General features: G+C 63.1%; 18 protein-coding genes and 3 tRNA genes. 15 read left to right on the forward strand and 6 right to left on the reverse strand.

Going from position 1 to position 21,692, the window contains the following annotated elements; translation table 11 throughout:
* Positions 1 to 80: 80 nt before the first annotated feature.
* The 10 genes from gyrA to C3E79_RS00125 all read left to right on the forward strand — a co-directional run bounded on the left by gyrA (position 81) and on the right by C3E79_RS00125 (position 11,387).
* Positions 81 to 2,720: a DNA gyrase subunit A gene (gene gyrA / locus C3E79_RS00080; protein ID WP_108403082.1), complete on the forward strand. Its 2,640-nt coding sequence runs from the start codon at positions 81 to 83 to the stop codon at positions 2,718 to 2,720.
* A gap of 3 nt (positions 2,721 to 2,723) precedes the next feature.
* On the forward strand, positions 2,724 to 3,062 hold the full coding sequence (locus C3E79_RS00085; protein ID WP_108403083.1) for a DUF3566 domain-containing protein: 339 nt from the start codon (positions 2,724 to 2,726) through the stop codon (positions 3,060 to 3,062).
* A gap of 89 nt (positions 3,063 to 3,151) precedes the next feature.
* Positions 3,152 to 3,228, forward strand: a tRNA-Ile gene (locus C3E79_RS00090).
* Positions 3,229 to 3,236: 8 nt separating this feature from the next.
* Positions 3,237 to 3,309, forward strand: a tRNA-Ala gene (locus tag C3E79_RS00095).
* 159 nt (positions 3,310 to 3,468) lie between these two features.
* A complete protein-coding gene (locus C3E79_RS00100) occupies positions 3,469 to 5,028 on the forward strand; it encodes a type I restriction-modification system subunit M (protein WP_108404974.1) in 1,560 nt (519 codons plus the stop codon).
* Between the two features lie 5 nt (positions 5,029 to 5,033).
* On the forward strand, positions 5,034 to 5,876 hold the full coding sequence (locus tag C3E79_RS00105) for a virulence RhuM family protein (protein WP_108403084.1): 843 nt from the start codon (positions 5,034 to 5,036) through the stop codon (positions 5,874 to 5,876).
* Positions 5,873 to 7,096, forward strand: a complete 1,224-nt coding sequence (locus tag C3E79_RS00110; protein ID WP_108403085.1) for a restriction endonuclease subunit S — start codon at positions 5,873 to 5,875, stop codon at positions 7,094 to 7,096. The genes C3E79_RS00105 and C3E79_RS00110 overlap by 4 nt, the downstream gene beginning before the upstream one ends.
* Positions 7,093 to 10,209 (forward strand): type I restriction endonuclease subunit R, encoded by a 3,117-nt coding sequence (locus tag C3E79_RS00115; protein WP_108403086.1) that lies wholly within the window; start codon positions 7,093 to 7,095, stop codon positions 10,207 to 10,209. The genes C3E79_RS00110 and C3E79_RS00115 overlap by 4 nt, the downstream gene beginning before the upstream one ends.
* A gap of 66 nt (positions 10,210 to 10,275) precedes the next feature.
* Positions 10,276 to 10,348, forward strand: a tRNA-Ala gene (locus C3E79_RS00120).
* Positions 10,349 to 10,454: 106 nt separating this feature from the next.
* Positions 10,455 to 11,387, forward strand: a complete 933-nt coding sequence (locus C3E79_RS00125; protein ID WP_108403087.1) for a CAP domain-containing protein — start codon at positions 10,455 to 10,457, stop codon at positions 11,385 to 11,387.
* 38 nt (positions 11,388 to 11,425) lie between these two features.
* On the opposite strand, the gene C3E79_RS00130 is transcribed toward C3E79_RS00125, so the two are convergent.
* Both C3E79_RS00130 and C3E79_RS00135 read right to left on the reverse strand, forming a co-directional pair.
* Complete coding sequence (locus C3E79_RS00130; protein ID WP_108403088.1) at positions 11,426 to 11,869, reverse strand: DoxX family protein; 444 nt, start codon at positions 11,867 to 11,869, stop codon at positions 11,426 to 11,428.
* Positions 11,870 to 11,945: 76 nt separating this feature from the next.
* Positions 11,946 to 12,542: a YdhK family protein gene (locus C3E79_RS00135; RefSeq protein WP_108403089.1), complete on the reverse strand. Its 597-nt coding sequence runs from the start codon at positions 12,540 to 12,542 to the stop codon at positions 11,946 to 11,948.
* 264 nt (positions 12,543 to 12,806) lie between these two features.
* Here C3E79_RS00135 and C3E79_RS11205 point away from each other — a divergent pair, with 264 nt between their 5' ends.
* The gene (locus C3E79_RS11205) at positions 12,807 to 13,292 is read left to right on the forward strand and encodes a hypothetical protein (RefSeq protein ID WP_146183397.1); all 486 of its coding nucleotides are present in this window, start codon (positions 12,807 to 12,809) and stop codon (positions 13,290 to 13,292) included.
* 24 nt (positions 13,293 to 13,316) lie between these two features.
* Positions 13,317 to 13,577 carry a hypothetical protein gene (locus tag C3E79_RS00145; protein ID WP_108403091.1) on the forward strand — a complete coding sequence of 87 codons (261 nt, stop codon included), beginning with the start codon at positions 13,317 to 13,319 and terminating at the stop codon, positions 13,575 to 13,577.
* 5 nt (positions 13,578 to 13,582) lie between these two features.
* Here C3E79_RS00145 and C3E79_RS00150 read toward each other — a convergent pair whose 3' ends face one another.
* Both C3E79_RS00150 and C3E79_RS00155 read right to left on the reverse strand, forming a co-directional pair.
* Positions 13,583 to 15,670, reverse strand: coding sequence for a YhgE/Pip family protein (locus tag C3E79_RS00150; protein WP_235840655.1), 2,088 nt, complete (start codon positions 15,668 to 15,670; stop codon positions 13,583 to 13,585).
* Positions 15,667 to 16,326, reverse strand: coding sequence for a P-loop NTPase family protein (locus tag C3E79_RS00155; protein WP_108403092.1), 660 nt, complete (start codon positions 16,324 to 16,326; stop codon positions 15,667 to 15,669). The genes C3E79_RS00150 and C3E79_RS00155 overlap by 4 nt, the downstream gene beginning before the upstream one ends.
* An 89-nt stretch (positions 16,327 to 16,415) precedes the next feature.
* On the opposite strand from C3E79_RS00155, the gene C3E79_RS00160 reads away from it, so the two are divergent.
* The gene (locus C3E79_RS00160; protein ID WP_108403093.1) at positions 16,416 to 16,982 is read left to right on the forward strand and encodes a TetR/AcrR family transcriptional regulator; all 567 of its coding nucleotides are present in this window, start codon (positions 16,416 to 16,418) and stop codon (positions 16,980 to 16,982) included.
* On the opposite strand, the gene C3E79_RS00165 is transcribed toward C3E79_RS00160, so the two are convergent.
* A complete protein-coding gene (locus tag C3E79_RS00165; RefSeq protein WP_108403094.1) occupies positions 16,979 to 17,647 on the reverse strand; it encodes a hypothetical protein in 669 nt (222 codons plus the stop codon). The two genes, C3E79_RS00160 and C3E79_RS00165, sit on opposite strands and share 4 nt — an antisense overlap.
* A gap of 254 nt (positions 17,648 to 17,901) precedes the next feature.
* On the opposite strand from C3E79_RS00165, the gene C3E79_RS00170 reads away from it, so the two are divergent.
* Together C3E79_RS00170 and metE are read left to right on the forward strand one after the other, a co-directional pair.
* Positions 17,902 to 18,867: a methylenetetrahydrofolate reductase gene (locus C3E79_RS00170; protein ID WP_108403095.1), complete on the forward strand. Its 966-nt coding sequence runs from the start codon at positions 17,902 to 17,904 to the stop codon at positions 18,865 to 18,867.
* A gap of 20 nt (positions 18,868 to 18,887) precedes the next feature.
* Complete coding sequence (gene metE, locus C3E79_RS00175) at positions 18,888 to 21,149, forward strand: 5-methyltetrahydropteroyltriglutamate--homocysteine S-methyltransferase (RefSeq protein ID WP_108403096.1); 2,262 nt, start codon at positions 18,888 to 18,890, stop codon at positions 21,147 to 21,149.
* Here metE and C3E79_RS11210 read toward each other — a convergent pair.
* Entirely contained in the window at positions 21,146 to 21,670 is a 525-nt protein-coding gene (locus tag C3E79_RS11210) for a hypothetical protein (RefSeq protein WP_146183396.1), read from the reverse strand. The two genes, metE and C3E79_RS11210, sit on opposite strands and share 4 nt — an antisense overlap.
* Positions 21,671 to 21,692 lie beyond the last annotated feature (22 nt).

Genomic DNA, 21,692 nt, shown 5'->3' on the forward strand with positions numbered 1-21,692 from the left:
CAAAGTGATACCGCATGCCCCCGCAACAACGCCACAGCGGCGGGTAGGATCCCATGAGTAACCGAAAAGAAAGGCACCCCATGAGTGATGACACTCTCACCGGTGATGGCTTCGATCGCATCCAGCCGATCGACATCAACGACGAGATGCAGACGAGCTATATCGACTACGCGATGAGCGTCATCGTCGGCCGCGCCCTGCCGGACGTGCGCGACGGCATGAAGCCCGTGCACCGCCGCATCATCTACGCCATGTACGACAACGGCTACCGCCCCGAGCGCTCGTACGTGAAGTCCGCCAAGCCTGTCGCGGACACGATGGGTAACTACCACCCGCACGGCGACTCCGCGATCTACGACACCCTCGTGCGCATGGCCCAGCCCTGGTCGATGCGCTACCCGCTTGTGGACGGCCAGGGCAACTTCGGCTCGCCCGGCAACGACGGCCCCGCGGCGATGCGCTACACGGAGTGCAAGCTCTCGCCGTTGGCGATGGAGATGGTGCGCGACATCCGCGAAAACGCCGTGGACTTCTCGCCGAACTACGACGGCAAGACGAAGGAACCGGACGTCTTGCCCTCCCGCGTGCCCAACCTGCTGATGAACGGCTCCGGCGGCATCGCCGTCGGCATGGCCACCAACATCCCGCCGCACAACCTGCGCGAGCTGGCCGAGGCCATCTACTGGATCCTGAAAAACCCAGAGGCGGACGATAAGTCCACTCTTGAGGCGGTCATGGAGCGCGTCAAGGGCCCCGATTTCCCCACCTCCGGCCTCATTGTCGGTGACTCGGGGATCAAGGATGCCTACACCACCGGCCGCGGCTCGATCCGCATGCGCGGGGTCACAGAGATCGAGGAGGTCGGCTCACGCCAGGCCATCGTGATCACGGAGCTGCCGTACCAGGTCAACCCGGATAACTTCATCGCCAGCGTCGCCGACAACATCGCGAACGGCAAGCTGCCGGGCGCCTCGCGTATCGACGACGAATCCTCCGACCGCGTCGGCATGAGAATCGTCGTCTCCCTCAAGCGCGACGCCGTGGCACGCGTGGTGCTCAACAACCTCTACAAGCACTCGCAGCTGGAGACGAATTTTTCCGCGAACATGCTCTCGATCGTCGACGGCGTGCCGCGTACCCTGCGCCTCGACCAGATGCTGCGCTACTACGTCACGCACCAGGTCGAGGTCATCGTCCGGCGCACCCGCTACCGCCTCGACGAGGCCGAGAAGCGCGCCCACATCCTGCGCGGCCTGGTCAAAGCCCTCGACATGCTCGACGAGGTCATCGCGCTGATCCGCCGCTCGCCGACTGTCGACGACGCCCGCCAGGGCCTCATCAGCCTTCTCGACGTCGATGAGATCCAGGCCAACGAGATCCTGGCCATGCAGCTGCGCCGCCTCGCGGCGCTGGAGCGCCAGAAGATTGTCGACGACTTGGCTGAGATCGAACGCCAAATCGCCGACTACAAGGACATCCTGGCCAACCCGGAGCGCCAGCGCCAGATCGTCGCCGACGAGCTCGCCGAGATCGTCGAGCGCTACGGCGATGACCGCCGCACCCGCATCGTCGCGGCCACGGGCGACGTCTCGGAGGAAGACCTCATTGCCCGCGAAAACGTCGTGGTCACCATCACCGCCACCGGCTACGCCAAGCGCACCAAGGTCGACGCCTACAAGGCGCAAAAGCGCGGCGGCAAGGGCGTGCGCGGCGCGGAGCTCAAGCAGGACGACGTGGTGAAGAACTTCTTCATCTGTTCCACCCACGACTGGATCTTGTTCTTCACCAACTTCGGCCGCGTCTACCGCTTGAAGGCATACGAGCTTCCGGAGGCCGGGCGCACCGCGCGCGGCCAGCACGTGGCCAACCTGCTGGAGTTCCAGCCGGAGGAGCGCATCGCCCAGGTCATCCAGATCCGCTCCTACGAAGACGCTCCCTACCTCGTGCTGGCGACGCGGGAGGGCAGGGTGAAGAAGTCGCGCCTGACCGACTACGAATCGGCCCGCTCCGCCGGGCTCATCGCGATCAACCTCAACGAGGGTGACCAGCTCATCGGGGCCGTGCTGGCCTCCAGTGACGACGACATCTTGCTCGTCTCCGAGCAGGGCCAGTCGATCCGCTTCAGCGCCGACGACGAGCAGCTGCGCCCCATGGGTCGTGCGACCGCCGGCGTGAAGGGCATGCGTTTTCGTGGCGACGACCAATTGCTCGCCATGACCGTCGTCCACGGCGGGGAGTTCCTCCTCGTGGCCACGTCGGGTGGCTACGGAAAGCGCACCGCGATCGAGGAATACTCCACCCAGGGCCGCGGAGGCATGGGTGTGATGACGTTTAAGTACACCCCGAAGCGCGGCAAGCTCATCGGCGCGCTCGCCGTCGGGGAGGACGATCAGATCTTCGCCATCACCTCCGCGGGCGGGGTCATCCGCACCGAGGTCAACCAGATCCGCCCGAGCTCGCGCGCGACGATGGGCGTGCGCCTGGTCGACCTTGCCGAGGGCGTCGAGCTGCTCGCCATCGACCGCAACGTCGAGGACGAGGGCGAGGAAGAGGCAACCTTGGTGGCCAAGGGCGAGAAGACCCTCGAGGAGGCCCAGGAGTGCACCACCCAGGGTGGCACCGTGGGCGGCTCGAGCGCGGGAACCCCGGTCAACGTCAACAGTGTCGAGGCGGACCCCGTCGGGCCCACCCACGATTACGAATCCGGTGAAGAGGAGTAGACCATGGCCGCGCGTAAAGTGACCATCACCCACGTCCACCCGGGATCGGCGTTCCGGGTGGCCACCCTCGTCGCCCTCGCCGGGTTCGCCGCCTGGATGATCGGCGCCTCCCTGGTCTATTTCTTCCTCGCCCAGGCCGGCGTGGTCGAGTCGATCAACTCGCTGCTTGCTGGGGTGGGCGGTGAAACGGTCGTCGATACGCCGCTCGTGCTCTCTGCGGCCGCGCTCATCGGGCTCGTTGGCGTCGTGTTTGTTGCCGTCATGGCGCCGCTGACCGCGGTGATGTACAACGCGATCGCGGGCCTGACGGGAGGGCTGACTGTCACGATGGTCAACAGGTAGGCGGTCGCGGCGCGGCCGGATTAGCTGCGCCCTGACCTGCCGATTTGTTGTTTCCGGAGCTCCCTGGGTAATGTTCTATCTCGTTCCAAGGGCCTATAGCTCAGTCGGTTAGAGCGCATCGCTGATAACGATGAGGTCGCAAGTTCGATTCTTGCTAGGCCCACCAGGGACCTTGGGGCATTAGCTCAGTTGGTAGAGCACCTGCTTTGCAAGCAGGATGTCAGGAGTTCGATTCTCCTATGCTCCACTGCTCACGCAGAAGCACACCCCCGGCACTCGTAGGAGTGCCGGGGGTGTGCTGTTTCGAGGTCGGTGTCGCAATCATTGGTGTCGGGGGTCGTCAGTACGCTATGTGAAGACCGTATACAAAACCGAAAAATGCGCCCCCGTGCGGGAGAAGAACGACATGTCACCGACCACAAAAGAAGCTCAGCGCACCGAGCTGCATAAGACGATCTGGCGTATCGCCAATGACCTGCGCGGCAGCGTCGACGGGTGGGACTTCAAGGCCTATGTGCTCGGGATGCTTTTCTACCGGTTCATCTCGGAAAACCTCACCGCCTACATCAACGAAGGTGAGCGCAATTCGGGGATCGAGGGCTTTGACTACACAAAGATGTCTGACGCTGACGCGGAGCTCGGCCGCGACGTGACCGTGCGCGAGAAGGGCTTCTACATCCTTCCTTCTGAGCTGTTTCAGAACGTTCGCGAACGGGCGCCGCGCGACCCAGACCTCAACGAGACCCTCGAGCGAGTATTCAAGAACATTGAGGGCTCGGCGAACGGCACGGAAAGCGAAGACGATCTGAAAGGTCTGTTCGACGATCTCGATGTCAACAGCTCTAGGCTAGGGCCGACGGTGGCTAAGCGCAACGAGAAGCTGGTGAAGCTTCTCGACGCCATCGGGGACCTCCCGCTGGGGAACTTCGAGGACAACACGATCGACCTTTTCGGCGACGCCTACGAGTACCTCATGCAGATGTACGCGTCCCAGGCCGGAAAGTCCGGCGGCGAGTACTACACGCCGCAAGAAGTCTCCGAGGTCCTTGCGCGGATCACGGTTGTCGGCAAAAAGCGGGTCAATAGGGTCTATGACCCAGCGGTCGGATCGGGCTCCCTGCTGTTGAAGTTCGCGAAAGTCCTTGGGCGCGACAACGTCGGCGGATTCTACGGCCAGGAGATTAACCTGACCACGTACAACCTCGCCCGCATCAACATGTTCCTGCACGACGTGAATTACGAGAAGTTCGACATCGCGCATGGGGACACGCTGACGGACCCGCAGCACTGGGACAATGAGCCGTTCGAGGCAATCGTGTCCAACCCGCCGTACTCGATTAAGTGGGAGGGGGACGCGAACCCGCTGCTGATTAATGATGAACGCTTCGCCCCCGCCGGGGTGCTCGCCCCGAAATCGAAGGCCGACTTAGCCTTCACCATGCACATCCTGTCGTGGCTGGCGGTCAACGGCACTGCGGCGATCGTCGAGTTCCCGGGTGTGCTCTATCGCGGTGGCGCGGAGCGCAAGATCCGCCAGTACCTCATCGACAACAACTACGTCGATGCGGTGATTCAGCTGCCTCCGGACCTGTTCTTCGGCACCACCATCGCCACCTGCATCATCGTGTTGAAGAAGTCGAAGAAGGACAACGCGGTGCTGTTTATTGATGCATCTGCTGAGTTCAGCCGAGTGGGCAACAAGAATAAGTTGCTGCCGGCGAACCAGGAGCACATCCTGGAGCGTTTCACTGCCCGCGAGGACGTCGATTATGTAGCCAAGCTCGTGCCGAACGAGGAAATCGCGGACAACGACTACAACATCACCGTGTCTTCCTACGTCGAGCACGAAGACACCCGCGAGGTTATTGACATTACGGAGCTCAACGCGGAGATTGCCGGCATTGTGGCCCGGCAGGCGGAGCTGCGCACCTCCATCGACGCCATCGTCGCAGACCTGGAAGCGTAAACCGCATGACGGATGGACGTAACGGGGAGGTGACCCTCTACCGGCGCGACGATGGCTCACCGGCGATCGAGGTCCGCTTCGACGCCGAAACGGTCTGGCTGAACCAGCAGCAGATCGCGGAGCTGTTTGAGACCTCCCGGACCAACATCGTCGAGCACATCAAGCACGTCTACGAAGAAGGCGAGCTCGATAAGGCGGCAACCTGTCGGAAATTCCGACAGGTTCGCACCGAGCGCTCCTGCACGGTTACCCGCGAGATCCCGTTTCATAACCTCGACGCGATCATCTCCGTCGGCTACCGCGTTAACAGCAAGATGGCCACGCAGTTCTGCCTGTGGGCGACACAGCGGCTCCGTGAGTACCTCGCGCAGGGCTACGCGATCAACGAGAGGCGGTTGGAGCAGCTTGGTAGCACCGTGCAGATCCTGTCACGCTCGAGCGACAAGCCCATCACCGGGGTTACTGATGTGCTGGCAAGCTACCTACCCGGCCTCGCGCTGCTGCGAGTCTACGACGAGGGGCAGCATCGACACCGCTCCAAGGCCGGTGCCGGGCTGTACGGTGACTATCGACGAGGCCCGGTCGGTTATCGCACAGGGGGAAGCGAAATTCCCCAACGGCATTTTGTTTGGCGCAGAGCATGCCGGCGCCCTCGCCGGCATCATCGGTGCGAACTACCAGTCATTCGGTGGCCAGGACCTCTATCCGACGGTCGAGGAGAAGGCAGTCCTTGCATTACCAACAACGACCGGGCGGCAATAACGCTCATGGAGGAAATGAGCGATCCAAAGGAGAAAGACTTGATCATTTCCTTGCTTGTTCGTATGATCACGGAGGGTGAAGCATGAGTCGTATTGATGAACTGATCGCGGAGCACTGCCCGGATGGGGTGGAGTACCGTGCTTTAGGCGAAGTCGGTGAATTCATTCGGGGAAGTGGTCTTCAAAAGAAAGACCTACTCGAAGAGGGCGTCCCAGCTATTCATTACGGTCAGATTCACACTCACTACGGGGTCTGGACAACCGTGACTCAATCCTTCACCTCAACTGAGACTGCTGTTAAGCTCCGGCATGCTCGTCCGGGTGACCTTCTCATTGCTACGACAAGCGAAGATGACGAAGCAGTTGCCAAAGCCACGGCTTGGCTTGGTAAATCTGATGTTGTATTGAGTGGTGACGCCTACATCTACCGCCATGAGCTTGATCCTCGATATGTCTCCTACTTTTTCCAGGCGAAGAAGTTCCAAGAGCAGAAGCGTCGTTATATCTCGGGTACCAAAGTGCGACGCATTTCTGGTGCATCGCTGGCAAAGATTCGAATCCCAGTCCCCCCTCTCGAAATCCAGCAGGAGATCGTGTTAATATTAAATAAGTTCACCAGGCTGGAGGCGGAGCTGGAGGCGGAGCTGGAGGCGCGGCGGCGCCAGTATGAGTACTATCGCGCGCACGCATTTGATTTCTCGGGGCGCGGTGATGTTCGCTGGTCGACGCTCGGGACCGTATCGGCTCGTGTTTCTACCGGAGCAACTCCCAAAGCGGGTTCCTCGAAGTACTACGAAGATGGACGTATCCCGTGGCTTCGTACAGGCGAGGTTACGTTTGGAAGGATCTGGGATACGGAAGTGAAGATCACCGAAGCCGCTGTTAAAGAGACTGGCGCCTCCTGGATCCCATCCGATTGTGTGATCGTTGCAATTTCAGGCGCCACTGCGGCTCGTTGCGCGATCAATAAGATTCCACTTACAACTAACCAGCACTGCTGTAACCTCCAAATCGATGCTTCCCAGGCTGACTATCGGTATGTCTTCTACTGGATTGCATCAAACTATGAGGCGCTAAAATCCCTGGGTCGTGGAGCACGGTCAGATTTGAACGTAAGAATTATTAAAGATTTTCCCGTTCCTCTACCGCCGATCGAGGTGCAGAATCGAATTGCATCTTTTCTCGACAAGTTCGACGCCCTCGTCAACGATCTCAACAGCGGCCTTCCGGCCGAGATCGCGGCGCGGCGCAAGCAATACGAGTACTACCGCGACCGTCTGCTTACCTTTAAGGAGTTTTCCGCATGAGTGACGCCACTCACCGCAAATACGATCCGATCGCGGTCTCGGCCGAGAGCACCGTCGTTGCTGAGTATGTTCCCGATGCTGCGTCCGAGACGGCGTATCAGTCTGAAGCGGCTCTAGAACGCGAGTTGATCCGCCTACTGCAGTCGCAGGCCTACGAGTACCTGCCCATAAGCTCCGAGCAAAAACTCATTGATAACCTCCGTCGGCAGCTAGAGGCGCTGAACCACATCACCTTCTCGGAAGAGGAGTGGCAGGGCTTTTTTGAAAACTCCATCGCGGGTAAAAACGACGGCATTGTCGAAAAGACGGTGCGTATCCAGGAAGACCATGTGCAGCTCCTCAAGCGTGACGACGGTTCGACGAAAAACATTACGTTGCTGGATAAGCAGAACATTCACAACAACCGCCTGCAAGTGATTAACCAGTACAAGGTTGATCGTGCTGAACCTGCCGACGAAACCCGCACCGGAGGCCGATACGCAAACCGGTACGACGTCACCATCCTTGTTAACGGCTTACCGATGGTGCATATCGAGCTAAAGCGTCGTGGGGTGGATATCCGCGAGGCGTTTAACCAGATCGACCGCTACCAGCGCGACAGCTTCTGGGCGGGCTCAGGCTTGTTCGAGTACGTGCAGCTGTTCGTGATCTCGAACGGCACGCTGACCAAGTATTACTCGAACACCACGCGCAGCCAGCACATCAAGGAGGGGAACCAGCGCGGCAGGAGTAGAAAGACCTCGAACAGCTTCGAGTTCACCTCGTGGTGGGCTGACGCGCAGAACAAGCCGATCCAGGACCTCACCTCGTTTGCCAAGACGTTCTTTGCCAAGCACGCCCTGCTCAACATCCTGACCAAGTATTGCGTGCTCACAGCCGATCGGATGCTGCTGGTGATGCGCCCGTACCAGATCGTCGCCACCGAGCGGATCCTGCAGCGCATCGAGATTGCCACAAACTACAAGAAGCTCGGCACCGTCGAGGCCGGCGGGTACGTGTGGCACACGACCGGTTCGGGTAAGACGCTAACATCGTTCAAGACCGCCCAGCTAGCCTCCGCACTGCCCAGCGTGGATAAGGTGCTATTCGTCGTCGACCGCAAGGACCTCGATTACCAGACGATGCGGGAGTACGACCGCTTCCAAAAGGGCGCGGCGAACTCAAACACGTCGACGGCCGTGCTGAAGAGGCAGCTCGAAGACCCAGCTGCGCGAATCATCATCACGACAATTCAGAAGTTATCCACGTTCATCAAGGCGAATAAGAAGCACCCAGTCTACGACCAGCACGTGGTGATCATCTTCGACGAATGCCACCGGTCCCAGTTCGGAGAGATGCACACCAGCATCACGCGCTCGTTCAAGTGCTACAACCTGTTTGGGTTTACCGGCACGCCGATCTTCGCTGCCAACAGCGGAAGCGGTGGTAATCCTCAGCTCAAGACCACCGAGCAGGCTTTCGGCGAAAAGCTCCACACCTACACGATCGTCGATGCGATCACTGACAAAAACGTGCTGCCGTTCCGCATCGACTACGTCAACACGATTGCGGAGGGGGAAGTAGCCGACAAGCAGGTCGCCGCGATCGCGTCTGAGGAGGCCCTCCTCTCTCCACAACGTATCAGCAACATCGTGAGCTATACCCTGGAACACTTCGACCAGAAAACGAAGCGTACATCGAGCTACGAGCACTCGGTGGTGACCAACGTTGTGGAGGCGACACGCAGCCGCAAACAAGCAGTGGCGTTGCGGAAAAGAAGGCGGGTGAAGGGCTTCAACGCGATTTTCGCTACTGCCTCGATTGATGCCGCCCGACGGTACTACAATGCCTTCCAGGCACAAAACGATCTGCTCCCGCCGGAAAAGCGGCTGAAGATTGGCCTGATCTACTCGTATGGAGGGAACGAAGCGGTAGACGATGGAATTCTCGATGAAGAAGACTTTGATACCGCGGCATTGAGCGTTGACGCGCGAGCATTTCTCGAAGACGCGATCCAGGACTACAACGACCTGTTCGGAACGAGCTATGACACTACCGCAGATCGGTTCCAGAACTACTACAAGGACCTATCCCAGCGATTGAAAAACCGGGAACTTGACCTCGTGATCGTGGTGAACATGTTCCTTACCGGCTTCGACGCGACGACTTTGAACACGCTCTTCGTGGACAAGAACCTCCGCTCGCACGGCCTGATCCAGGCATATTCGCGCACCAATCGCATCCTGAACTCGGTGAAAACCTACGGCAACATCGTTGCTTTCCGGGACCTCGAGGAGGAAACCAACGCGGCGCTCGAGTTGTTCGGAAATAAGGACGCCCGTGGCGTCGTCCTGCTCAAGCCTTACGCGGACTACTACGCAGAATATGCGGAAAAGGTCCAGGAACTGCTGGATAAGTTCCCGCTGGGAGAGCGCATCATCGGGGAAAAGGCCCAGAAGGAGTTCATTGCGCTGTTCGGCGCGATCCTCCGATTAGAGAACATCCTTACCTCGTTCGATGAGTTCACCGGGAACGAGCTACTCACTCAACGCCAGGGGCAGGACTATCGCAGTCTCTATCTCGACCTCCACGCGGAGTTCCGCAACCGGGAGGCTGTGGAGAAGGAGCCGATCAGCGACGACGTTGTTTTCGAAATCGAGCTGATCAAGCAGGTAGAAATCAACGTCGACTACATCCTCATGCTTGTCGAGAAGTACCGCGAGCAACACGGCGATGGCCAGGACAAGGAGATTCGCTCCGAGATCTCTCGTGCCGTGGACGCGAGCCCGAGCCTGCGCAGCAAAAAGGATCTTATCGACGCCTTTGTCGATCGAGTGTCTGTCGATAGCGACGTGGACGAAGCATGGCGGGCGTACATCGCCAAGATGCGTGAGGAAGAACTCGGTGAGATCATCACGGCTGAAGGCCTCCGCCCAGACCTCACACGAGCGCTCATTGAGACCGCATTCCGCGAAGGCGTTCTCCGTACGACCGGTACCGCGATCGCTCAGGTGCTTCCACCTGTGTCCCGTTTCGCGGTGAGCGGTGGCCACGGTGAGAAAAAGCAGCGCGTGACCCAAAAACTTCAGGCGTTCTTTGAGAGGTTTTACGGCCTAGCAGAGGTGAGAGAGTAGGAAAGGCCAGCGCCCCGCCGCGATTTTATTTTTCCGGGGGCAGGGGAGTACGGTATTTCCTTGCGCGGGGCATTAGCTCAGTTGGTAGAGCGTCGCGTTCGCAATGCGAAGGTCAGGGGTTCGATTCCCCTATGCTCCACTTCTCACCCCCTCACCCCAGTGAGGGGGTTTTCCGTTTCACATCTCCTAGACAGCTGTTCTATACTGTGTACAGTTTCAGCACAGCGTCTTTGGAGATGATTCACATGCGGGCATTCACTCGCCGCTTCCTTGTTCCCCTCACCGCCACCGCCCTCATTACCACCGGCTTGCCCGCCGTGGCCTCCGCGGATCCCGACCCGACCACGGGGGTTGAGCTCAACGTCGCGCAGAACCAGTTCGTGGGCAAGAGCGTGACCTATGATCCCTCTGCGGGTGCGCGCGAGGGCCTCGCGGCGCTGAAGGAGCTGCGTGGGTACATGTGGGACCAGAACCCGCCGTTTAGGGCTTACAACAACGAGTACTCCGGGACGCTGCAGGACGCCGCTCGCTCACAGGGCCTACGCACGAAGGAGGCGTACCAGAACGCGGTCTCACTTGACGAGGACTTGACCTGGATCGCTACCCAGCGCGCCGTCGAAGCTTCCGTAAAGTTCGAGCATAAGAGGCCCGACGGCACGGATGTGAACACCGCGAAGCGAGGCACGGTGCAGTGGAGCGGGGAGTCCCTCGCCGTCGGTACGCCGAACCTGCGAGACACCATTATCAACGAATGGGGTAAGGGCGAACTGCAGGCCCTGAGGGACGCAAACGGCGCGTGGAACGAACACAACGGCCACCTCATCCACATGCTCAATCCGAAGAACCGGGCCTACGGTTTCGGCGCGGTCTACGACGTTCCTGGCGTCGTGTTCGGTCATTATGGCCGCTATAATTACTTCGCCGCATGGTCCTCGACCGTTGTGAAGACCCCCGCGTCCACCCAGACCGGCAAGACCACCGGAGTGATCTACCGTGCGGCCCTTCCGGGTGAGCGCCCCACCGGGATCGTGAGCGGTGGCCATATCCCGGCACCGGGCGGCGACAATCCCGCGTCGGGCAGCAGCCTGGATACGGGTCAGGCGATCGGTATCGCCCTCGGGGTCATTGCGCTGATCGTCACTTTGCTCGGCGGGGTGTCGTTCACGCTGCACCTATAGGGCCCGCTGTGATTGCCCAGTTCGGGCTCTAGCTGCCCCTACTTCTTCGGCAGCGCGAGGAGCGCGGCGCCGATGGCGGCGAGCCAGGAGTCCTTGGCCAGGGGGGTGCCGGCCTGGGACGGGCGGATTCCGTCGTCTTCGGTGTTGTCGCTGTTGCCGAAGTACATGGTCAAAAGGCCCGAGCCGAACGCGGTGAGGCCGAGGCCGGCGAGGCGGTTGGACACGAACGGCAGCAGCAGCGCAGTGCCCAGTCCGGTCTCGGCCGCGGCGAGGGCCTTGGCAAATGTCTCGGCGTCGAGCTCCTTGACAAACGGCAGCCCGGTCGCCGCCATGCCCTGCAGGCCCTCCGCGGTTGCCTTATCGGCCTGGAGCTTGCCCAGCCCGGAGTTGAGGATGAACAAGCCGGTGGGAACGCGCAGTGCCGCGGAGCTCAGCCCGAGCTTGGTCTTGGAGGTCTTGTCGTGCTTGGTGCGGTTGAACATGAGGAATATCCTTCCTTTGCGTTAGTGATACATCAACTAGCCTAGCGCGATTCGGCGAGGCCACGCGGCCGCGCTTTTACGACGCCCGAATCTCGCTTTCCACGACCCACTTGTGGTTGGTCATGGTCATCCCGTCGGCCTCGACGTCGACGACGTAGACCGTCTCGTCGGTGGAAGAGTCGATCGTTGCCGCCGCACCCTTCATTCCTGGCATGTGGTCGGCCTCTAGGGTGACCTCGGTGCCCGCGGCGAGCGTTTCTTTGCCTGCACCCTTGATCTCCTCCTGCACGACCCATTTGTGGTTCGCCACGGGCTCCGAGCCGTCGGTAGGCATGTAGCTCACGGCGTAGGCGGTGGTGTCGTAGGCGCCGACGATGGTCGCGGGCGCGCCCTCCATTCCTGGCATGTGGTCGGCCGCGAGAGTCACCTTGGTGCCGACGGGGTAGGTCGGGTCCGCAGCCTCAGCCATGCCGGCGGGTACCGGGCCGCCGTCCGCGGGGTGGTTGTGCCCAGAGTGCCCAGAGTGCCCAGAGTGCTCGGAATGCTCGGAATGCTCGGAATGCTCAGCGTGCGCGCTGTGGTCCGGTTCTGCGGGCGCGGGCTCGCTCTGTGCGCACCCGGCGAGTGCGGCGATGCAGGCGGCGGCGCAGGTTGAAATAAGGGTCTTCTTCATGCGCCTCATCGTAGCGACGCCACGCGGCGCCCCGACCCGATCTTGCGCAAAACCGGGGGTGGAACGGGTGGGGACGAAAGTAGACTATTCGCCTAGGGGGATAGACCGACGAGGATTCTTCAGTTATGGTCTCAATTGCGCGTAAGTTAACGACAGGTGCATATTTCGGAACATCTGGCTTGCGGGCAGGAAAATTGAGGTCATCGTGTTTTTTTATCTACCCGGGTCACTGCGGGTGCAGTCGCATTTGCGCTAACGCTGCCCATGGTCACAGCTTTCAACGCAACTCCCGCGTACGCTGCGACACCGGAATCAGCTCACCTGAACACCAGCTTCGCAAACCCTGATCTGGCAGAACGAGCTCGTGAATTTGAATTTGGGCTCTCCTATATTGCTTCAATTCCGGACGAAGTTCTTGAAAATGGAGACAGGGCAACTGAGGAGTGGGTACGAATGAATCCCCCAGCGCCTGGCTCACAATGGATGAATGGGGGGATCTCGACCTACGCAAGCGTGTGGGGCTGCACTCAGGCTATCTTGGGAGTAACAGCTGGGAATTTGGTAGGTGCAGCAAAGCTCCTGAAGATCAAGAAGTACATCAGCGCCCTTGGAGGCGTGGGAGAGGCGGTGCGGCTCATGTGGGGCGCGAGCTTCAGCTACGAGAAAATGATGGCCTTGGGGGGTGCGCTTGGTGCATTGGCGGGAGAGCTTTCAGGAGTCACCGCTGTCCGGAACGAGTGTTTTCAATAAGTGGTTAGAAAGGAGAAAACAACCATGAACCAGATCTCTCGGGCTAGCTCCTACGTCCTTCTTGCCCTCGCGGCCGTCTTGCTGTTCACAGGGCAATTCCCGCTCGCCGCGCTGGCGGCGTTCATTGGCGTGTGGGGGCTCAAAGAATCGCACAAGGCCCCCAAGGCCGACGACCTCGACCGCGGCAAGCCGGCTCCCTCTGCCGATGTGGTGCGGCGGCTGAGGGAGGACAATCCGGGGATGTCCTTACACGACGCCGTGGCGAGGTCCCAGGCGCAGGAGTAGACGCCCTATATCGCCAGCTCGGGGTGGATGTCCTTGGCCATGATGATGCGGTGCCTCCACAGCCCGGCCGAGGCCACCGCCCACGAGACGAGTGCGAGAAGGACGAGCACCGCGACGCCGATGCCGGCGCGGGGGTCGCCGGGCTGCCCGCCGAAGAGGCATTGGCGCAGCAGATCAACGCTAAAGCGCATCGGGTCAACCTGGTGGATCCACTGGATGAGGCGCGGCTGGACCTCGGTGGGGTAGAGGCCGTTGGAGGCGACGAGCTGCAGCGACATCAAAGCCATGGTGATGAGCCTGCCCGGGGCGGGGCCGAAGACGATGTTGATTGCGGTGATGGCGGAGATAAACGCCCACGATGTGAGCACGAGGGAGGCGAGCATGAGTCCCGGGTGCGCAGGCTCGACGCCGATAGCGAAAACCTGCACGAGCCACAGCAGTAGCGCCTGCCCGAACCCGACGACGAAGGCAGGCAGGAGGGTGGAGAGCAGCGCCCTGAACGGGTTCGTGCCCGAGTCGATGGCCCGCCGCGGCATCGGGTTAAACACCATGAACAGAGCGAGCCCGCCGAACCATAGCGCCAGGGAGAGGAAGAAGGGGGAGAGACCTTTGCCGAAGAAGGTCACGTCGTCCCCGGCGCGCTCCGGGGCGACGGGGGTGGCGGCCGCGCCCGCGGCGGCATCGAGGCGCTCGCCCTGCCAGCGCGGGGCTTGGGAGGCGCCGTCGCTAAGCCGCATGGAGAGCTCGCCGGAGCCGGAGTCGAGCTGGACGAGGCCATCGGCGAGCGCGCTCGCGCCGACGACGAGCTGGTCCGAGCCGGCCGCGAGTTTCGACGACCCATCGGCGGCCGTTCGCGCCCCCACGACGAGCTGGGAGGAGCCGTCCTTGAGCGTGGCCACCCCGGCCACGAGCGTGCCCGAGCCGTCCTTGAGCAGTGACAGGCCCTGGGAGAGGGCCTTCGCGCCGGCGGCGGCCTTGTCCACGCCCGCGCGGTACTGCGCGTCTGCGTCCCCGAGCTGGTGGGCGATCTCGTGGGCCCCGGCCTTCAGCGCGTAGATCTGCTGGAGGGTATCGGGAGTGAGTGCCGCGGCGAGCTCTCCGCTGTGGAGCTGGGACTGCACCCCGCGCGCTTGGTCGGCGAGCGCGGTGAGCCCGGCGGCGTCGAGGTCGGCGACGACGCGGTCGACGGAGGCGGTGATGTCGGCGTAGATCGATTGGGCGGTCTCGAGCTGGGGCGCGACGGCGGTGATGCGGTCGACCCCGCCGGCGACGCGGGCGGCGCCGTCGCCAAGCATGGTCGTGCCGCCTTGAAGTTCGACCATGCCATCGGCGAGCGCGTCCGCGCCTTGGGAGGCCTCCGCGATGCCGCCGTCGAGCTTGCCCGCGCCGTCCTTAAGCGCGCTTACGCCCTCATCGAGCTTGACCGTCCCCTCGGTAAGCGTGCCCAGGCCGCTTTCGAGCTCGTGCGCGCCGTTCGAGAGTGTGCCGGTGCCCTCCTTAAGCTGGCCGCCACCGTCGGAAGCCTGGATTGCACCGTCGTGGACCTGGCGCGCGCCGTCGGCGGCTTGGTCGAGGCCGTCGCCAAGCGTGTTGATGCCCACGAAGAGCTGGTTGACTACCTCGCGGCTGACCGAATCGGCGATCACCGAGGTCATGATCGTCGTGGCCTGGTTGCCCAGCAGGGTGGGGATGAAGCCGTTGGCCTCGCTAAGCGTGACGTTGATCTTCGCCTGGTGCGGCTCGGGCGAGTCGACCGAGGTCACGGCCTCGGTGAAGTCGGTCGGGATTTCCACGCCGAGGTAGTACGTTCCATCGGCGATGCCGCGCCGGGCCTCCTCGGCGCTCACGAGGTGGAAGTCGAGCGGTTGGCGGTCGGCGAGCTCGTCGACCACCTTGCCGCCGGCATCGCCGGTATCGGAGTTCACGAGCGCGACGGGCATCCGGCCCAGGTTGCCAATCGGGTCGTAGTACGACCAGACGAACAGCCCGCCGAAGATCAGCGGCAGCGCCATGATCACCGCGAGGGCCAGCGGGGGCAGGGTGCCGCGGCCGAAGCGGCGGAAGTTGCTGCCTAGGTGCAATCCGGAGATCATCGGCTGGCTCCTTCGCGAAGGTCGACTACGTGGGCGGCGTGCCCACCGACGTCGGGGTTGACGCTGGTAACAACGACGGGCAGGTGTTGGGCAAGGTTGGTGAGGTCGTCGAGAAACGCGTTGCGCAGCCCGATGTCGCGCAGCTGGTCCGGGTCGTCGACGACGAGCATTCCCGCCCTGGGCCGGGAGACGAGAGCAAGCAGGACGCGCAGCCGCAGGCGCACCGCGGTCTCTACCTCCCCGACCCGCGCGTCGGTGTCGAGGCCCGCGAGACCGAGCGGGGCAAGCCAGGGCTCCACGAGCGCGTGGGCGCACACGTCGCGGGGAATCGGCCGGAAGAAGGGCTGGCGCCAGGCGATCTGTTCGCGCAGGATTTCGCGGACGGTGACCGAGCGCTCGAGGGAGTCGATCAGGCTCACCCCGGCGAGGGCGGTGTGGCGGAAGCGCTCGCGCGTGCTGGTCGCGGTGCCCGCCGGGTGGCGCAGCGTGATGTGGCCGGCGGCGGGGTTATACCGCCCGGCCAGCGCCATGCTCAGGGTCGAGGCGCCCGATTCGCGGCCGGCGAGCAGGAGGGTCAGGCCCTCGCCGGCCGCGAAGGAGTAGGCGCCGTCGCCTTTGCGCAGCACCAGGTCTTGGGTGCGGAGGAGGGGGTCCATGCCAAAATCCTTAAGCGTAGGAAGGGCTATCACTTAAGCGTGAATGGTTCTCCCTTGCCCCAAAAATGTCAAGTGATAGCATGCAGAGAATGCGTGCAGATGCGAAGCGCAAGCGAGAACTCATCATTGACGCTGCGACGCGCCAGTTCCGCACCGTTCCCGATGCCCGCATCACCCTCGAAGGCATCGCCCAGGAAGCCGGGGTCGGCATCGCCACCCTCTACCGGCACTTTCCCACCAAGCACGATCTGCGCCTAGCCTGCGCGCTCAACCTCTTTGACACGCTCGCGGGCACGCTCAACGAGGCGCTAGAGACCTTCGAGGACGACCCGGAGGCGCATTGGGAAGCTCTCATCTGGCGGCTCGTCGACTACGGCATCGGCATGCTTGTGGCCACGCTGGCTGATCAGGGCAGGGTGGAGATCGACCCGGAGCTCATGGACAAGCGTGGCCAGTTCTTCGCCGACGTCGAGGTGCTCATGGACAAGGCCGCGAGCCACGGCCTCGTCGATCCCGATATCAGCGCGCTCGAGCTGGCCTCGGAGCTCATTGTGGTGACCCGCCCGCAGAGCGAGGTGGTCAACGAGCTCTTTCCCGACGTCAGCCGCCGGCTGGTCCAGCACCTCCTGCTCGCCTGGAGGCGCTCGGAGCGCTAGAGGCGGGTGGAACCGCGCTGGTCGTTATCGAGCGTGTCCAGCGTGGAGAGCTGCTCGTCGATCGAGCTCAGCAGCTCCTCATCGCGCACCGCCGGCTCCTCGCCGAGCGGGCCGGCGACCTGCGCCTTATCGGACTTGTCGTCTTCGGTGCGGCTGGAGTAGACAAGCGTGCTCTCCCCGGGCTTCGTCGCGCCCGAGGGCTTGGCCGGGGTAGACGTCGGCGCCTCTTTGCGCTCCTTAATCACACACTCCCACACCGCCCAGCCGGCGCCAGCGGCTGCGGCGAGGGCGGCGAGAGTGGCAAAGCCTGCGGCAGCCTTGCCGCCGGAGCTCTTCGACTTCTTCTTCGCGTCCTTAGCCTCCTGCTTCAGCGCCTTGCGCCGCTCAGCCCGCGAGGGAGCTGCCGCGGCGAAAGCGGCACGGCGGCGGTCGAGGCGGTCGTGCGCGTTGCGGGTAATGGCGCCGGCTTCGCGCCGGGCCGCGCTGTAGAGGTCTTCGAGCTCGTCGATGTGCGCGAGGTCGTTGATGCCTTCAACCTTGTCGTTCTTTAAGGCGTCGATAAGCGAGTCGTAGATCTCGCGCTGCTTGTCCTTGTCCAGGTTGCGGAAGTAGCTCACCGCGGAGCCGGCTCCCTTGAGCGCGAGGCGGATGGTCATCGGGTTCATGTGTCATTCCTTTGTGTCGTGAGCAAGCGTGAGCAAGGTCGAGTGTGTTTCCCAGCCTAGCGATTCACCGCGCGGCCCGCCCCCGAATTATATTCACGCTCCCTACTGCGAATGACCTGCACAGACCGAGCAATTCAGGTGAACAGAGTTGTCTATTGGCGGGCGCGTTTATAGATTTTCTCACCAACGACGTTATCCGTAAGCGCCGAGCCCGGCCAGGCAACCCGTGTCCATCAAGAAAGGTTGAGTTTCTCGTGACCGAGAGATCCCCTTCGACGCGGCTTTCTGCCTCCGCCCCGCTAGATCGCCTCGACGAAGACCCAGGCTACCCGCCCGCTCGCCGGGCCCCCGTCGCGCTGAGCTTCGAGCTCATCCCGCCGCGCCACGACGCGGACACGGCGCTGCTCGACACCCTCATCGAGGGCCTTTTGGCCTACCACCCGGACTACGTCTCGGTGACCTCCTCGCGCCGCTCCGATTGGCTCGAAGGCACCGCCGCACTCATCTCGCGTATCAGCCGCACCACCGACTTAAAAACGATCGCGCACCTCGCCTGCACGGCGGGCACGCGCGAGGAGCTCGCGGGCTGGATCCGCGCGCTTATCGACGCCGGGGTGCGCGGCTTCCTCGCCCTGCGCGGAGACCTCCCCGAGGGTCAGACCGGCCTGCCCGCGGACCACCTCCAGCACGCCACCGACCTCATTATGCTCATCCGTGACGTCGAGCGCGAGCAGGCGTTCCGCCTCGCGGCCGGCAAGCTGGCCCTCTCTGTGGCCTGCTACCCCTCCGGCCACGCCGAATCCAAAAACGCGGACATGGACCTCGACGTGCTGCTGGCCAAGCAGCGCCTCGGTGCCGACTTCGCCATCACCCAACTGTTTTTCTCCGCGCAGGACTACCTCGACTTCGTCGAGCGCTCCCGCCTGGCCGGGGTGCGCATCCCCTTGATCCCGGGCATCATGCCCATGACCAGCCTGCGCCGGGTTGAGCGCATGGGCGTGCTGTCCGGGATCACGGTGCCGGAGTGCGTGACCAGGCGGCTGGCGGCCGCCGGGTCGCAACAGGAGGAATACGACATCGGTATGGAGCTCACCGCCGAGCTCACCCGCACGATCCTCGATGCGGGGGCCGGCGGCCTGCACATCTATACACACAACAACCTGGCCGTCACCCGGGACCTGCTGGGCCGGATCGGCATCGAAGAGCCTCACCACCACTGAAAATAAGGACGAACTACACGATGAATTTCCCTAAAGCCACCATCGAGGGCTACCCCCGCATCGGGGCAAACCGCGAGCTCAAGCGCGCGTTGGAGTCCTACTGGGCCGGGCGCATTAGCGCCGAGACCTTCCGCTCGACCACCCACGCCCTGCGCGTGGACACCTACAACCACCTGCGCGATTTGGGCCTCACCGAGGACTACGCGATCCCGGCCGACGTCGCCTACTACGACCAGGTGCTCGAGACGGGCCTGACCGTCGGCCTCATCGCCGGCGGCACTGACCTCGACGAGGAGTTCGCGCTGGCCCGCGGCAACGCCGAGCGCGTGCCGCTGGAGATGACGAAGTGGTTCGACACCAATTACCACTACCTCGTGCCCGAGGTCGCCGCCGGCCAGGAGATCACCCCGGCCCCGGAGCGCATCGTCGCCCTGGTGGAGGAGGCCCGCGAGGCCGGCCACACCGTGCGCCCCGCCCTCGTCGGCCCGGTCACGCTGCTCGCGCTGTCCAAGCCCGTCGAGTTCTCGCTGCTCGATTCGCTGACCGACGCCTACGCAGTAGTTCTCAAGGCCCTCAAGGAAGCCGGTGTCGAGTGGGTCCAGCTCTCCGAGCCCGCCCTGGTCGCGGACCTGTCCACCACCGACGAGGAGCTGGCCGGCTACCTCAAGCAGGCATGGTCGAAGCTGCTCGCAGTGCCCACCTCCGAGCGCCCGAACCTCTACCTCACCACCCCCTACGGCGCGGTGCGCAAGGCGCTTCCTGTCCTCGCAGAGCTCAAGCCCGAGGCGCTTCACGTCGACCTCTCCCCGTGGACGCTGGCCTCCGACCCCGGCTACCCGCAGCGCGTTGCGGAGACCATCCCGGCGGACGTCCAGCTCGTCGCCGGCATCATCGACGGCCGCAACGTCTGGGCCGCGAACCTGCGCGAGCGCACCGAGGTGCTTGAGGCCCTGAGCGCCGGCGGGCGTGAGGTCTCCGTGTCCACCTCGACCTCCCTGCAGCACGTCCCGCACACCCTCGATGCGGAGAAGAACCTGCCCATCGACGTGGCCAACTGGCTCTCCTTCGCAGACGAGAAGATCGCGGAGATCCAGGCGTTGGTTGCCGGTGAGGAGGCCGCGAAGACCGCATTCGCCCGCTCGGACCGCGCCGTGCGCACCCGCGCCGAGTCCGATACGATCCACAACCCCGACGTGGTCAAGCGCGTCGAGGAGCTGCCGGCTGGCGCGGTCACGCGCGCGCCCGAGTTCGCTGAGCGCAAGCGCATCCAGGGCGAGGTCCTCGGCCTGCCGCAGCTGCCCACCACCACGATCGGTTCCTTCCCCCAGACCCCGGAGATCCGCAAGGCCCGCGCCGCCCACAAGGCCGGCGAGCTCACCGATGAGCAGTACGTCGAGGCGCTGAAGAAGGAGATCAAGGGCGTCATCGAGCTGCAGGAGGAGATCGGCCTCGACGTCCTCGTCCACGGCGAGCCCGAGCGCAACGACATGGTGCAGTACTTTGCCGAGCTGCTCGACGGCTTCGTGGCCACCGAGAACGGCTGGGTCCAGTCCTACGGCTCGCGCTGCACCCGTCCGCCGATCGTCTTCGGTGACGTCTCCCGCCCGGAGGCGATGACGGTGGAGTGGGCCACCTACGCCCAGTCGCTCTCCGACAAGCCGGTCAAGGGCATGCTCACCGGTCCTGTGACCATCCTCGCGTGGTCTTTCAAGCGTGACGACGTCCCCCTGGCCGTCTCCGCCGACCAGATCGCGCTTGCGCTTGCCGACGAAGTCCGCGACCTCGAGGCCGCCGGCATCAAGGTGATCCAGATCGACGAGCCGGCGCTGCGCGAGCTGCTCCCGCTGCGTGCCGACGAGCGCGCCGCCTACCTCGACTGGGCCGTGCGCGCCTTCCGCCTCGTCGCGCTCAAGGCCGCCCCGGAGACCCAGATCCACACCCACCTGTGCTACTCCGAGTTCGGCCAGATCATCGACGCCGTCGCCGGCCTGGACGCCGACGTGACCTCGATCGAGGCCGCGCGCTCGAAGATGGAGCTGCTCGAGGATATCGACGAGACCTTCCACTCCGAGATCGGCCCGGGTGTGTGGGACATCCACTCCCCGCGCGTGCCGTCCAAGGACGAGATGGTGGAGCTGATCAAGGCGGCGCTCGAGAACGTGCCCACCGACCGCCTCTGGGTCAACCCGGACTGCGGCCTGAAGACCCGCGGCTACGCCGAGGTCGAGCCCTCGCTGAAGAACCTCATTGCCGCGCGCGACGAGGTCGTCTCCGGCCTCTAGGGCTGAGGTGAGAGGTCACAGTGAAGCGATTTTTCACTGTGACCACCTGGGCAAACGCCGGCCCCAGATCGTTGACTGTGACATCTCAAAGAGCCGCATAAAACGATCACCCGCGATTCCGGCGAGAAGATCGGCATCAACGAGGTGCTGGGCGAACTGCCCTGACGTGACGCGCTCACCACCTCAGGTCCGTCGCAGATGCGACGCAAATGCGTAACAGTATGGCCATGGGTGCGCTGAATATTGCTCAGATCGTCGAGACGCTCCTCGCCAGCGGCGGCGACCTGTGGAGCATCGAAGCCAAAGCGGCGGGCCACGGCCTCCCGGAATCGCTCGACGAGACGTTGAGCGCCTTCGCGAAGGCGCCGGAGGGCGGGCTCATCGTCCTGGGCGTTTCTGAAGAGGGCGGAGACGTCTTTGTATCCGGGGTCACCGATGCGCCGAAACTCATGGGTGGCCTCTCTCATAAGGCGCGTGAACGCATTGTGCCGCCCGTCCGGCTCGGTGCGATGGAATCCCATCTTGTCGTCTTCGACGCTGCTT

Source organism: Corynebacterium liangguodongii (assembly GCF_003070865.1).
GTDB classification, from domain to species: domain Bacteria; phylum Actinomycetota; class Actinomycetes; order Mycobacteriales; family Mycobacteriaceae; genus Corynebacterium; species Corynebacterium liangguodongii.

What these genes read in the sequence shown, in the direction of transcription:
- C3E79_RS00150 (WP_235840655.1), bottom strand. Translation starts at nt 15,670, where the DNA reads ATGATCTCCGGATTGCACCTAGGCAGCAACTTCCGCCGCTTCGGCCGC.
- C3E79_RS00130 (WP_108403088.1), bottom strand. Translation starts at nt 11,869, where the DNA reads ATGTTCAACCGCACCAAGCACGACAAGACCTCCAAGACCAAGCTCGGG.
- C3E79_RS00105 (WP_108403084.1), top strand. Translation starts at nt 5,034, where the DNA reads ATGACGGATGGACGTAACGGGGAGGTGACCCTCTACCGGCGCGACGAT.
- C3E79_RS00135 (WP_108403089.1), bottom strand. Translation starts at nt 12,542, where the DNA reads ATGAAGAAGACCCTTATTTCAACCTGCGCCGCCGCCTGCATCGCCGCA.
- C3E79_RS00145 (WP_108403091.1), top strand. Translation starts at nt 13,317, where the DNA reads ATGAACCAGATCTCTCGGGCTAGCTCCTACGTCCTTCTTGCCCTCGCG.
- C3E79_RS00110 (WP_108403085.1), top strand. Translation starts at nt 5,873, where the DNA reads ATGAGTCGTATTGATGAACTGATCGCGGAGCACTGCCCGGATGGGGTG.
- C3E79_RS00160 (WP_108403093.1), top strand. Translation starts at nt 16,416, where the DNA reads ATGCGTGCAGATGCGAAGCGCAAGCGAGAACTCATCATTGACGCTGCG.
- C3E79_RS00125 (WP_108403087.1), top strand. Translation starts at nt 10,455, where the DNA reads ATGCGGGCATTCACTCGCCGCTTCCTTGTTCCCCTCACCGCCACCGCC.
- C3E79_RS00165 (WP_108403094.1), bottom strand. Translation starts at nt 17,647, where the DNA reads ATGAACCCGATGACCATCCGCCTCGCGCTCAAGGGAGCCGGCTCCGCG.
- C3E79_RS00115 (WP_108403086.1), top strand. Translation starts at nt 7,093, where the DNA reads ATGAGTGACGCCACTCACCGCAAATACGATCCGATCGCGGTCTCGGCC.
- C3E79_RS11205 (WP_146183397.1), top strand. Translation starts at nt 12,807, where the DNA reads ATGGTCACAGCTTTCAACGCAACTCCCGCGTACGCTGCGACACCGGAA.
- C3E79_RS00155 (WP_108403092.1), bottom strand. Translation starts at nt 16,326, where the DNA reads ATGGACCCCCTCCTCCGCACCCAAGACCTGGTGCTGCGCAAAGGCGAC.
- C3E79_RS11210 (WP_146183396.1), bottom strand. Translation starts at nt 21,670, where the DNA reads ATGGGATTCCATCGCACCGAGCCGGACGGGCGGCACAATGCGTTCACG.
- gyrA (WP_108403082.1), top strand. Translation starts at nt 81, where the DNA reads ATGAGTGATGACACTCTCACCGGTGATGGCTTCGATCGCATCCAGCCG.
- metE (WP_108403096.1), top strand. Translation starts at nt 18,888, where the DNA reads ATGAATTTCCCTAAAGCCACCATCGAGGGCTACCCCCGCATCGGGGCA.
- C3E79_RS00085 (WP_108403083.1), top strand. Translation starts at nt 2,724, where the DNA reads ATGGCCGCGCGTAAAGTGACCATCACCCACGTCCACCCGGGATCGGCG.
- C3E79_RS00100 (WP_108404974.1), top strand. Translation starts at nt 3,469, where the DNA reads ATGTCACCGACCACAAAAGAAGCTCAGCGCACCGAGCTGCATAAGACG.